The sequence below is a fragment of the Streptomyces blattellae genome, from assembly GCF_009709555.1.
Classification (GTDB): Bacteria; Actinomycetota; Actinomycetes; order Streptomycetales; family Streptomycetaceae; genus Streptomyces; species Streptomyces blattellae.
In genome coordinates, this window is record NZ_WJBG01000233.1 from 1 (window position 1) to 12,096 (window position 12,096).

Annotated in this window: 9 protein-coding genes and 2 pseudogenes; 9 read left to right on the forward strand and 2 right to left on the reverse strand. The window is 71.1% G+C overall.

The genetic code is table 11. From position 1 onward, the window contains the following. The 6 genes and pseudogenes from GFH49_RS33960 to GFH49_RS41685 form a co-directional block, all read left to right on the forward strand. The coding region (locus GFH49_RS33960) for an alpha-glucosidase C-terminal domain-containing protein (RefSeq protein ID WP_196218213.1) at window positions 1-852 on the forward strand (852 nt) is incomplete at its 5' end. A 28-nt stretch (window positions 853-880) separates the two neighbouring features. Beyond that, the gene (locus tag GFH49_RS33965) at window positions 881-2,248 is read left to right on the forward strand and encodes a maltokinase N-terminal cap-like domain-containing protein (RefSeq protein WP_155059904.1); all 1,368 of its coding nucleotides are present in this window, start codon (window positions 881-883) and stop codon (window positions 2,246-2,248) included. 4 nt (window positions 2,249-2,252) lie between these two features. Further along, window positions 2,253-4,457 carry a 1,4-alpha-glucan branching enzyme gene (gene glgB / locus GFH49_RS33970; protein WP_155059905.1) on the forward strand — a complete coding sequence of 735 codons (2,205 nt, stop codon included), beginning with the start codon at window positions 2,253-2,255 and terminating at the stop codon, window positions 4,455-4,457. 124 nt (window positions 4,458-4,581) lie between these two features. Further along, window positions 4,582-6,486 carry an AMP-dependent synthetase/ligase gene (locus GFH49_RS33975; protein ID WP_155059906.1) on the forward strand — a complete coding sequence of 635 codons (1,905 nt, stop codon included), beginning with the start codon at window positions 4,582-4,584 and terminating at the stop codon, window positions 6,484-6,486. 238 nt (window positions 6,487-6,724) lie between these two features. Further along, a complete protein-coding gene (locus GFH49_RS33980) occupies window positions 6,725-8,101 on the forward strand; it encodes an NAD(P)/FAD-dependent oxidoreductase (protein WP_155059907.1) in 1,377 nt (458 codons plus the stop codon). Between the two features lie 21 nt (window positions 8,102-8,122). Then, window positions 8,123-8,544: pseudogene (locus GFH49_RS41685) on the forward strand (hypothetical protein); the annotation flags it as partial. Between the two features lie 34 nt (window positions 8,545-8,578). On the opposite strand, the gene GFH49_RS33990 reads toward GFH49_RS41685, so the two are convergent. Next, the gene (locus tag GFH49_RS33990) at window positions 8,579-9,016 is read right to left on the reverse strand and encodes an ATP-binding protein (RefSeq protein ID WP_155059909.1); all 438 of its coding nucleotides are present in this window, start codon (window positions 9,014-9,016) and stop codon (window positions 8,579-8,581) included. Between the two features lie 158 nt (window positions 9,017-9,174). Here GFH49_RS33990 and GFH49_RS33995 point away from each other — a divergent pair, with 158 nt between their 5' ends. The 3 genes from GFH49_RS33995 to GFH49_RS34005 all read left to right on the forward strand — a co-directional run bounded on the left by GFH49_RS33995 (window position 9,175) and on the right by GFH49_RS34005 (window position 11,659). Further along, window positions 9,175-9,396, forward strand: a complete 222-nt coding sequence (locus GFH49_RS33995; protein WP_155059910.1) for a hypothetical protein — start codon at window positions 9,175-9,177, stop codon at window positions 9,394-9,396. A gap of 49 nt (window positions 9,397-9,445) precedes the next feature. Beyond that, complete coding sequence (locus GFH49_RS34000; protein ID WP_155059911.1) at window positions 9,446-10,924, forward strand: aminotransferase class I/II-fold pyridoxal phosphate-dependent enzyme; 1,479 nt, start codon at window positions 9,446-9,448, stop codon at window positions 10,922-10,924. A gap of 279 nt (window positions 10,925-11,203) precedes the next feature. Then, window positions 11,204-11,659: a cyclic nucleotide-binding domain-containing protein gene (locus GFH49_RS34005; RefSeq protein WP_155059912.1), complete on the forward strand. Its 456-nt coding sequence runs from the start codon at window positions 11,204-11,206 to the stop codon at window positions 11,657-11,659. Window positions 11,660-11,838: 179 nt separating this feature from the next. Here GFH49_RS34005 and GFH49_RS40785 read toward each other — a convergent pair. Further along, a pseudogene (locus GFH49_RS40785) lies at window positions 11,839-11,976 on the reverse strand (MFS transporter); the annotation flags it as partial. Window positions 11,977-12,096 lie beyond the last annotated feature (120 nt).

Genomic DNA, 12,096 nt, shown 5'->3' on the forward strand with positions numbered 1-12,096 from the left:
GTGATGCCCCGGATCTTCATGGCGGTACGCCGGGAATCCCGCTACCCCGTCTCCGAAATCCTCGCCAAGACCCCCGCGATCCCCTCCAACTGCCAGTGGGGCATCTTCCTGCGCAACCACGACGAACTGACCCTGGAAATGGTCACCGACGAGGAACGCGACTACATGTGGGCGGAGTACGCGAAGGACCCGCGTATGCGCGCCAACATCGGCATCCGCCGCCGCCTCGCCCCCCTCCTCGACAACGACCGCAACCAGATCGAGCTGTTCACGGCCCTGCTGCTGTCCCTCCCGGGTTCGCCGATCCTGTACTACGGCGACGAGATCGGCATGGGCGACAACATCTGGCTCGGCGACCGCGACGCCGTCCGCACCCCGATGCAGTGGACCCCGGACCGTAACGCGGGCTTCTCGTCCTGCGACCCGGGCCGGCTGTCCCTGCCGACGATCATGGACCCGGTCTACGGCTACCAGGTCACGAACGTCGAGGCGTCGATGTCGTCCCCGTCGTCGCTGCTGCACTGGACCCGCCGCATGATCGAGATCCGCAAGCAGAACCCGGCCTTCGGACTCGGCACGTACACCGAACTGCAGTCCTCCAACCCGGCGGTGATCGCCTTCCTGCGCGAGTACGAGGACGACCTCGTGCTGTGCGTGAGCAACTTCGCGCGCTTCGCGCAGCCCACCGAGCTGGACCTGCGCGAGTTCAGCGGCCGGCATCCCGTCGAGCTGTTCGGCGGAGTCCGCTTCCCCGCCATCGGTGAACTTCCCTACCTGCTGACCCTGGGGGGCCACGGCTTCTACTGGTTCCGGCTCGTCCGAGTCGCATCCCGCATCGGCCGACGCCACTGAGTGGGCGCCGAGGAAAGGACGCGTCACCATGCAGAAGACCGCATCGCCGCGACCCGGTCGTACGGCCGTCACCGGGCCCATGGCCTCGCTCGCCGGGCTGCTGCGCGAATGGCTGCCGCGGCAACGGTGGTTCGCGGGCAAGGACCGGCCCGTCACCGACCTCGCGCTGCTGTCCATGACGGAGCTGTATCCGGGCTGTCTGCATCTGCTGGTGCACGCCGGACCCGCCGCCGTGCCCGCCCCCGGTGGCACGGGCGCCGCCCCGGCCGGTGACTGCTACCAGCTGCTGCTCGGTGTGCGCAGGCATCTGGCGCCGCGCCTCGGCCGGGCCCTGATCGGACGGGCGGAGGACGGGCCGCTGGCGGGTCTGACGGTGTACGACGCGCTGCACGACCCGCGCTCGGCGCAGCTGCTGTTGGAGCGGCTGCGGCAGCCCGGCACGGTGGGCCCCCTTCGCTTCGAAGCCGCCCCGACCGCGGAGATCCCTGCCGGGCTGCCGCCCCGGCTGCTGGACGCCGAGCAGTCCAACTCCTCGCTGGTGTACGGCGACGCGTACATCCTGAAGGTGTTCCGGCGCATCCAGCCGGGCGTCAACCCCGACCTGGAGGTGCCGGGCGCGCTGGCCGAGCTGGGCTGCCGCCGGGTGCCCGCACCGGTGGCCTGGCTGCGGACCACGCATCCGCAGGAGGCGACGCTCGGCGTGCTGCAGCCGTATCTGCGGGACGCGTCCGACGGCTGGACCCTGGCGCTGCGGGCGCTGTCGTCCGATGCCGACTTCACCGCGCAGGCGCACCAGTTGGGGCAGGCCATGGCGGAGGTGCACCTCGCACTGGCGTCGGCTTTCCCGGCGGGCGCGCACGAGGAGCACGGCCGCACGGCGGCTGCGATGATCTCGCGGCTGGACGCCGCCGCGCACTGCGTGCCGGCGCTGCGGCCGTTCGTCCCCGGCCTGCGGACCGCCTTCTCCGCGCTCACGACCTGCGACACGGGACCGCCCGCCCAGCGGATCCACGGCGACCTGCATCTCGGGCAGGTGCTGCGCGCCGGGCGCGAGTGGTTCGTCATCGACTTCGAGGGCGAGCCGTCCCGGCCGCTCGCCGAGCGGTGCAGCGCCCAGTCGCCGGTGCGGGACATCGCGGGGATGCTGCGCTCCTTCGACTACGCGGCCCGGCAGCGCCGGCCGTGGCGTCCCGAGTGGGCACGCCGCTGCCGGGAGGCCTACTGCGCGGGCTATGCCGCCCGTGCGGGCTGGGATCCCCGCAAGAAGCACGGGCTGCTGCGCGCCTACGAGACGGACCGCGCGGTGTACGAAGTGCTGTACGAAGCCAGACACCGTCCGGACTGGCTCTCCGTGCCGATGGCGGCGATCGAGCGTCTCGCCGTGAGAGGAAGCTGAAGCCGTGGCCCTGCGAGACACCTCCCTCCCCGAGCCGTCCGGCCCGCCGCCGCCCACGGCCGCGCCCCTGGATCCCGCCGCCCGTGAGCGCCTTCTGTCCGGCGCCCATCACGACCCGCACGCCCTGCTCGGCGCCCATCCGGTGCCGGGCGGGGTGTTGTTCCGGGCGTTGCGTCCGTTCGCCCGCGCGGTGAGCGTCGTGGTCGACGGGCAGCGCACCGGGCTCGCCTCGGACGGGGACGGCCTGTTCTCCGCCGTACTGCCGCTGCCGGAGATTCCGTCGTACACGCTGGTGGTGGCATACGAGGACGACGAACACGAGGTGCACGACCCGTACCGCTTCCTGCCCGCCCTCGGTGATCTCGATCTGCATCTGATCCGCGAGGGCCGGCACGAGCAGCTGTGGCGGGCGCTCGGCGCCGAGCCGATGACCCACCAGGGCGTCACCGGCACCCGCTTCACCGTCTGGGCGCCGAACGCCCGGGGTGTCCGCGTCGCCGGTGACTTCACCTGCTGGGACGGTACGGCGTTCCCCATGCGGTCGCTGGGCGCGTCCGGCGTGTGGGAGCTGTTCCTGCCCGGCATCGGTGAGGGCACCCGCTACAAGTTCGAGATCACCTCCCGGTACGGCCACCGCTTCCTCAAGGCGGACCCGATGGCACGCCGTGCGGAGGTGCCGCCGGACACGGCGTCCGTGGTGACCACGTCCGACTACACGTGGGGCGACGCCGAGTGGCTGGCGCGGCGCGGGGACGTGCCCGTGCACGTGGCGCCGTTCTCCGTGTACGAGGTGCATCTGCCGTCCTGGCGGCCCGGGCTGACGTACCGTCAACTCGCCGAGGAGCTGCCGGCCTACGTCAGGGACCTCGGCTTCACCCATGTCGAGCTGATGCCGGTCATGGAGCATCCCTTCGGCGGCTCCTGGGGTTACCAGGTCACGTCGTACTACGCCCCCACCTCCCGCCTCGGCGCCCCCGACGACTTCAAGTACCTGGTGGACGCCCTGCACCAGGCCGGCATCGGCGTGATCATGGACTGGGTGCCCGCCCATTTCCCCAAGGACGACTGGGCGCTGGCCCGCTTCGACGGGGATCCGCTGTACGAGCCGGGAGACGACCGGCGGGCCGAGCATCCGGACTGGGGGACGTACGAGTTCGACTTCGGGCGCACCGAGGTACGCAACTTCCTGGTCGCCAACGCGGTGTACTGGTGCGAGGAGTTCCACATCGACGGGCTGCGGGTGGATGCCGTCGCCTCGATGCTCTACCTCGACTACTCGCGCGACTCCGGTCAGTGGACGCCCAATGTGTACGGGGGGCGGGAGGATCTGGACGCCGTGGCGTTCCTGCGGGAGATGAACGCGACCGTGTACCGGCGGGCGCCGGGGGTCGTGATGATCGCCGAGGAGTCGACGGCGTGGGACGGGGTGACCCGGCCGACCGACAGCGGCGGTCTGGGTTTCGGCCTGAAGTGGAACATGGGGTGGATGCACGACTCGCTGGGCTACATCGCCCACGAGCCGGTCCACCGCAAGTACCACCACCACGAGATGACGTTCTCGATGGTCTACGCCTACAGCGAGAACTACGTCCTGCCCATCTCGCACGACGAGGTCGTGCACGGCAAGCAGGCCCTCGTGTCGAAGATGCCGGGCGACTGGTGGCAGCAGCGCGCCAACCACCGCGCCTATCTCGGCTTCATGTGGGCCCACCCGGGCAAGCAGCTCCTCTTCATGGGCCAGGAGTTCGCCCAGGGCGCCGAATGGTCCGAGGCGCACGGCCCGGACTGGTGGCTGCTGGACCCGGCGTACGGCGCGGAGGCCGACCACCGCGGGGTGCGGAACCTGGTTCGCGACCTCAACACGGTCTACCGGGCCACCCCGTCCCTCTGGCAGCGCGACACCGAACCCTCCGGTTTCCGGTGGGTGGTCGGGGACGCCGCCGAGGACAACGTCTTCGCGTTCCTGAGGTACGACGCCGAGGGCGTCCCGCTGCTCGCGGTCTCCAACCTCTCCCCCGTCGTCCGCCACGACTACCGCCTCGGCGTCCCCGACACCGTCCTCGCCTGGTGCGAAACCCTCAACACGGACGCGGCGGAGTACGGCGGCAGCGATGTCACCAACCCCGGCCCGGTCACACCGGAGGACGGGCGTCTCCGGATCACGCTGCCGCCGCTGGCCACGGTGTGGTTGACGCCCTACACCGTGTGAAGCTCCTGCGGAGGCGACTTTCCAGTTCCGGCACCACGGGCTGTCACCTGGGCTAGATTCGAGCCCACCGATAACCGTGCTCGTCGGTGACGTCACACCTCGTACACAGCAGCAGGAGCAGCGCATGCGCGACTTCGCCCTCGCGCCACCGGCCACCACGACCATGACCGGCGGACTCGCCGACAGCATCTTCGAGACGGCGGACCTCCGGCCCACCCTCCCGGTGCTCGCGCGCCGCCCCGACCCCTCCTCCACGGTCTGGGAGGAGGTGACCGCCGTCGAACTCCGCGACGAAGTGGTCGACTTGGCCAAGGGGTTCATCGCGTCCGGGATCCTGCCGGGCAACCGCGTGGCGATCATGGCGCGCACCCGGTACGAGTGGACGGTGCTCGGCTACGCCCTGTGGGCCGTGGGCGCCGAAGTCGTACCGATCTACCCGACGTCGTCGCGCGACCAGATCGAGTGGATCCTGCGGGACGCCGCCTGCGTGGCCATGGTCGTGGAGGACGAGCAGGCCATCATGACCGTCGGATCCGTGTGCTCGGGGCTGCCGCTGCTGCGCCACGTCTGGCAGTTGGACGCGGGGGCGCTGGAACAGCTGACGGAACGGGGCGTGGTCATCCCGCTGGCCACGGTCGACTCGTTGCGCCGCATCGTGATGCCGGACTCCACCGCGGTCATCGCCTATACGTCCGGCACTACGGGTCATCCCCTCGGCTGCGCGCTGAGCCATCGCGGACTGGCGAGCGCCTGCGACACGCTGCTCGCGGGCTGGGGCCACACGGTGGTACCACCCGGAGGGCAGGGATCGGTGCTCGCTTTCCTCCCCTTCTCCCATGTGTACGGCCTGGTGGTTCAGGGAGTGTGCATCCGCGGCGGCCTGGTGATGGGCCACGAACCGGACCTGGGCGAGGCGGCACTGTCGGCGGCCCTGCGCTCGTTCCGGCCCACGTACTTCTGCGCCGTTCCGTCCATCTTCGAGAAGATCTACAAGAACTTCCTGCGCACGGCCCAGCAGGCGGGCCGTGGCGCGCTGTTCGAGCGGGCGGCCGACACGGCACGGGACTTCGCCATGGCTTCCGAGCGGCAGCGGCTCGGCGAGGGGCCGGGGCCCGGATTCGATCTGCGGCTGCAACACGCCCTGTACGAGCGGACGGTGTACCGCAAGCTGCGCTCCGCGCTCGGCGGCAGGATGCTCCTGGCGGCGTCCGGCGGCTCACCCCTCAACCGCGAACTCTCCCTCTTCTACGAGGGCATCGGCCTCTACGTCCACGACGCCTACGGCCTCACCGAGACCAGCGGCGGCATCACGGCGCAGCCGCTGGGCCGGGAGAGGTCCGGAACCGTGGGGAAGGCACTTCCGGGCACGGACATCCGGGTGGCCGACGACGGGGAGATCCTGGTGCACGGTCCCTCCGTCTTCCAGGGTTACGTCAACGACGAGGCCGCCACCCGGGCCGCGCTGTACGGCGGCTGGCTGGCGACCGGGGACATCGGACGGCTCGACCCCGAGGGCTATCTGACGATCACCGGCCGCAAGAAGGACATCATCATCACCAGCGGCGGCAAGAGCGTCGCGCCCGCGCCGCTGGAGCAGCGGTTGCGTATGCACTGCCTGATCCATCAGGCCGTCGTCGTCGGCGACAACCGGCCCTGCGTCGGCGCCCTGATCACCCTGGATCCGGAGTTCCTGGCGCACTGGCGTGGCGCCCTCGCCCTCCCGAGCGACACGCCGAGCCGGGACGCCCGGGAGGAGAACGCGCTGCGGGAGGAGATCGCGCGTGCCGTGGCGGCGGCCAACAGTGCCGTGTCACGCTCGGAGTCCATCCGTGTCTTCCGGGTGCTGTCGGAGCCGTTCGACCTGTCAAACGGGCTGCTGACCCCGTCGATGAAGCTGCGCCGGGACGCGATCGTGGAGCGCTACGCGTTCGAGATCGACGCCATGTACCAGGCGCGCTCCCGCAGTTGGCGGCATGCCACGCCGGACGAGTCGGCGGGCTGGGAGGAGTCGGACAACGTGTTCCGGTGAGCGGCCTGCTACTCCGACCAGGTCAATCACCCGGCAAGCATCGCGCACACACCTCATTCACACCCGCCCGGTGCGTTGGAGGCACCGGGCGGGGCATGGTGGTCCCCGACGCGTTCGTCTGCCTGCCGCATCCGGCTGGCGGATCTGCTGAAGGCACGGTGGGATCGATGAGGTGCGAGGCAGCGATCCAGGGGCATACGAACCGCGTGCAGTGGGACCGCCTGGAGCCGCAGAAGGGATGGACAACGTGACACGACCCAGGATCCTGGTGGTTGGCGCAGGCTTCGCCGGAGTGGCGTGCGTACGCCGCCTGGAACGCAAACTCGCCCCGGACGAGGCCGACGTCACCCTGGTGGCGCCGTTCGCCTACCAGCTCTATCTGCCGCTGCTGCCCCAGGTCGCCTCCGGCGTGCTGACGCCGCAGTCGATCGCCGTATCGCTGCGCCGCAGCAAGAAATACCGCACCCGGATCATCCCGGGCGGGGCGATAGGCGTGGATCTCAAGGCCAAGGTGTGCGTCATCCGCACCATCAACGGCCAGATCGTCGACGAGCCCTACGACTACATCGTGCTGGCGCCCGGGAGCGTCACCCGCACCTTCGACATCCCCGGGCTCACGGACCACGCGTTCGGCATGAAGACCCTCGCCGAGGCCGCCTACATCCGCGACCACGTCATCTCCCAGCTCGACCTCGCCGACTCCAGCCAGGACCCGGCCGAACGGGCCGCACGGCTGCAGTTCGTGGTCGTCGGCGGCGGATACGCGGGCACCGAGACGGCCGCCTGCCTCCAGCGCCTCACGCACGCCGCCGTCAAGCGCTACCCCCGCATCGACCCGGCGCTGATCAAGTGGCATCTGATCGACATCGCGCCGAAGCTGATGCCGGAGCTGGGCGACAAGCTCGGCCGCAGTGCCCAGGAGATCCTGCGCCGACGCGGGATCGAGATCTCCCTCGGCGTCTCCATCGGCAAGGCGGGGCCCGAGGAGGTCACCTTCACCGACGGGCGCGTGATCCCCACCCGCACACTGATCTGGACCGCCGGCGTGGTCGCCAGTCCGCTCATCGCCACCCTCGGAGCGGAGACGGTCCGGGGACGGCTCGCGGTCGCCGCCGAGATGAACCTGCCCGGCCACGACGGTGTCTTCGCTCTCGGCGACGCGGCCGCGGTGCCCGACAAGGCCAAGGACGAGGAGGGCGCGGTCTGCCCGCCGACCGCACAGCACGCCATGCGCCAGGGAAAGCGCGTCGCCGACAACGTCATCGCGACCGTGCGCAACCAGCCCATGGTGCCGTACGTCCACAAGGACCTCGGCCTCGTCGTCGACCTCGGCGGCAAGGACGCCGTGTCCAAGCCGCTCGGCATCGAACTGCGGGGGTTGCCCGCCCAGGCGGTGGCCCGCGGCTACCACTGGTCGGCGCTGCGCACCAACGTCGCCAAGACGCGGGTCATGACGAACTGGGTGCTCAACGCGCTCGCCGGCGACGATTTCGTGCGCACCGGCTTCCAGTCGCGCAGGCCCGCCAAGCTGCACGACTTCGAGTACATCCACTCGTATCTGACGCCCGAACAGGTACGGGCGCATGTCGACGGCACGGACCGGCTGGACCAGTGACGCCGCGACTGATCGACGCTCCTGAGGGATCGCCCGGCATGGGGGCGACGGGACCGGGCGCGGCTGCGGGACCTCGCGGCGGCGTCCGACCCCCGGCCGACCGCGCCTGACCGCCGGACTGCGGACGGTGGACGGTGGACGCCGTCACCCTCGCGCCGGCCGTGCTCGCCCTGCCGGGATCCGTCGTGAGCCATCGTCGTGAGCCATCTGGGGCGATGGCGGCGATGGTCGCCACCTTCGCCATCCGGGAGAAGCAGCGCGCCCCGGCAGGCAGTCACGGGTGACGGCCCCGTGACCTCTTCTTCGCCGCGCTCAGGCCGACCGGCCTCCAGGTGTGGCGCCGCAGACAGCAGCGAGGACGCCGGCTGCGGGAGGCGTTCCGCGCCCGGCTGGCCCAGCTCGTGTCCGCGCAGCTCGGGCCGCTGGACGCGGGTCCCGACGCCCGTCGGTGCGCCGCCCAAGCGGTGACGCGGGCGGTCAGGACAGCGGCACGACGGCGGTGATGCACTTGCCGCCCGAGGGCAGGTCCGCGACCCGTATGTCGCGGGCCAGCCGGAGGACGATCGGCCAGCCGCGCCCGCCCGGCCGCTGCCGCCCCTCCGCGTCGACCGGCGGCTCGGTCACCGGGAGGGCGTCGCTGCGGTCGCAGACCGAGACCCGTACCGCGGGCCCCTCGACGTCGACCCGGAAGTCCGTGACCCCGCCGCCGTGCAGGATCGCGTTGGTCGTCAGTTCCGTGGCGACGAGGAGGGCGTCCGACAGGGCGTCGGCACCGCACGCGGTTCCGGTGGCACGGCAGCGTTCGGTCACCACGCGCTCCACGGTTCTGCGCGCCTCGGCGGGCGCGTAACTCCGCCCGGGACGGCTCGCGGCCGACGCGCCGGCACCGGGGCCGGTACTGCGATCCTCGTACATCCCTCTGGCTCCTGTTCGATACGGAAAGAAGCCGGGCCCGGCTGTGCAAGAGGTCACAGTTATTCGGCTCACCCCTGCGCATCGCGCCAAACCTCTGCCCGGGAACAGGAGTGGGGGTCATCCGGTCATCACGGGCTGACATGGGGTACCCGGACCGCATGACGGATGTCGTGGACTCGGACGAACTGCTACGGCGCATCCAGCGGGCCAGGGCCTACGCCGAAAAGGAGAAGCGGCAGTGGCGGTCGCGCACCGACGCGCTCACGTCCACCGATCCGGACAAGGCCCGGGACGCGGCCGTACGGACGCTGGCGTACGAGGCCGTGCTCCGGGTGCTGGACGAGATCGTCACCCCGGGCAGGCACAGCGAGGAGCGCTGACCCGGGCCGGCGCGGATTGCCTGCCGTGGAGCCGGGAACCCGGATGCGCATGACAGCCGATCATGCGCGCGCACCGGTCCTGGAGGCCCTGGACGACTACCGCCGACGGGGACACCTGTCGTTCACCCCGCCCGGGCACAAGCAGGCTCGCGGCGCCGACCCGGCGGTGCGTGAGGTGCTGGGGGACGCGGTCTTCCTCGGCGACGTCCTGGCGTCGGGCGGCTTGGACGACCGGCTCCACCAGGGCAGTGTCCTGGAGCGTGCCGAGGAGCTGATGGCCGACGCGGTACACGCCGAGCACACGTTCTTCACCACCTGCGGCAGCTCGCTGTCCGTCAAGGCGGCGATGCTCGCCGTGGCGGGTCCGCACGAGAAGCTGGTGCTGGGTCGCGACGTCCACAAGTCCGTCGCGTCGGGTCTGATCCTGTCCGGGATCGAGCCCGCGTGGGTGGAGCCGCAATGGGACGGCGCACGGCACCTGGCCCATCCGCCGTCCCCGGAGGAGTTCGAGCGGACCCTCGACCGTCATCCCGACGCGAAGGGAGCGCTGGTCACCAGCCCTACACCGTACGGCGGCTGCGCCTACCTGACGGAGATCGCGCGGCTCTGCCACCGGCGCTCGCTGCCGCTGATCGTCGACGAGGCCTGGGGCGCGCATCTGCCCTTCCATCCCGATCTGCCGTCCTGGGCGATGGACGCGGGCGCCGACATCTGCGTCACCAGCATCCACAAGATGGGCAGCGGCCTGGAGCAGGGCTCGGTCTTCCATCTGCAGGGCGATCTCGTCCCGCCGGAGCTGCTGCGGCAGCGGGCGGACCTGCTGGGCACCACCAGCCCGTCGGTCCTGATCTTCGCCGGTATGGACGGCTGGCGCCGGCAGATGGCCCTGCGAGGGGAGGAGATCATGGGCGCCGCGCTGGAACTCGGGGCCGAGGTCCGGGCCGCCGTCGAGCAGATCGACGGGATGCACGTCAACGACCGCGGCGACTTCTGCGGTGCGGGACTCGCCGCCGACTTCGACCCGCTGCCGGTCGTGATCGACATCGGCGGTCTCGGCATCTCCGGGTACCAGGCCGCGGACTGGCTCCGTGAGCACCGGAGCGTGGACGCCCACCTGGCCGACCACCGTCGGATCGGCATGCAGATCACTCATGGCGACGACGCGGAGACGACCGGCGGACTGCTCGCCGCGCTGAAGGACCTCGCGCGGGCCGCGCCCCTGCTGCCGCCGGCCCCGCGGGTTGCGGTCCCGGCGTCGGCCGAGCTGCGTCTGGAGCAGGCCGTGACACCCCGGGACGCGTTCTTCGGACCCGCCGAGGACGTTCCGGCGGACGCGGCCGCCGGGCGGGTCGTGGCCGAGATGATCACGCCCTACCCGCCGGGGATCCCGGTCGCGCTGCCCGGCGAACGGCTCACCGATCCAGTGCTGCGCTACCTGGTCACGGGCCTTGCCGCGGGCATGTACCTCCCGGACCCGAGCGACCCGGCCCTGGGCACGGTTCGGGTCGTGAAACCCGGATCGACGTGAAACGGGTCACGTGACCGGCTTCATCTGCACAAAAGGACCCGAGATGGTTTACGGTTCATTCATACGTGGTGACGGGGTCGACCGTATCCGTCCTCCGATACCACCCATAACGGCCCTGGCTGGCCTCCCCCGTCCAGCCAGGGCTTTTTCATGCCCGCCGCGGGAACCCGGGGATCCCGCCCACAACTGCTGTCCGCCGAGGTGCTCCGGGCGTCGGCAGCGGCTGAAATGGGCGTAGGGAAAGCACCGGATCCGATCGCCGGCGAGGAGCTGCGTGTCATGACCAAAGCGATAAAACTGCTGACCGCTCTTCCTCCGCCCCAGCGGCAGCGCCTGATGACGCTCGCGCGGGAGGTCTCCTTCCCGGAGGACTGCCGGATCTTCGAGGCGGGCGGCCGGGCCGACCGCTTCTGGGTCATCCGCTCGGGCGCGGTCTCGCTCACCCAGCGGGTGAACTCCCTGCGACGGGTCACCGTGGCGAGCCTCGGCGCGGGCGATCTGCTCGGCTGGTCCTGGCTGTTCCCGCCGCACGAGTGGGACTTCGGCGCGGAGGCCTTCAGCCCCGTCCGCGCCTACGAGTTCGACGCGGCGGCCGTGCTCCGGCTGTGCGAGGAGGACCCGCATCTCGGGCTGTCGCTGGTGCGCAACGTGGCGGAGATCCTCGCGCACCGGCTGGAGACGACCCGGGGCAAGCTGATGGAGCAGTACTCGATGCACCGGCGGGGCACGCTGTAGGGCGCATCGGACGCGGTAACAGCGAGCGCCGGGCATCGCGGCGGCCAGGCCCGGCATCACGGCGACGACCAGAACGCCGCCGCCCGCACCGCCGTCCGCGAGGTGCCGGCGACGGCCGAGCGCGCCACTCCCCTCGTCACGCTGCTCGACGGCACCGTCCCACCGCGCGAACACGACCGGATCCGCCGGGGCACCGAGACGGCGGTGAGCCGGCTGCCGACGGCGGTGACGATGGCCGAGTTCCCCAGGCGGCGGTAGGCCGGGCGGCGCAGCGGACGGGTGTCCCGCGCCCAGCGGCGCCGGTCACGGCGGGGCAGGGTCGTCTTCTTGGCGGCGTCGGACTCGGAGTGGGACTGCTCTCGCTCGTTCCCACGGTCCCTGGATGCTCGCTACGTCTTTCGAAGCCAGAGGTCACCATGGCGCCACCGACCGGGTGT

Bases quoted from the DNA above. Each gene is read 5' to 3' on its own strand.
- GFH49_RS34000 (WP_155059911.1), top strand. From the start codon at position 9,446: ATGACAGCCGATCATGCGCGCGCACCGGTCCTGGAGGCCCTGGACGAC.
- GFH49_RS34005 (WP_155059912.1), top strand. From the start codon at position 11,204: ATGACCAAAGCGATAAAACTGCTGACCGCTCTTCCTCCGCCCCAGCGG.
- GFH49_RS33975 (WP_155059906.1), top strand. From the start codon at position 4,582: ATGCGCGACTTCGCCCTCGCGCCACCGGCCACCACGACCATGACCGGC.
- GFH49_RS33990 (WP_155059909.1), bottom strand. From the start codon at position 9,016: ATGTACGAGGATCGCAGTACCGGCCCCGGTGCCGGCGCGTCGGCCGCG.
- GFH49_RS33995 (WP_155059910.1), top strand. From the start codon at position 9,175: ATGACGGATGTCGTGGACTCGGACGAACTGCTACGGCGCATCCAGCGG.
- GFH49_RS33980 (WP_155059907.1), top strand. From the start codon at position 6,725: ATGGACAACGTGACACGACCCAGGATCCTGGTGGTTGGCGCAGGCTTC.
- GFH49_RS33965 (WP_155059904.1), top strand. From the start codon at position 881: ATGCAGAAGACCGCATCGCCGCGACCCGGTCGTACGGCCGTCACCGGG.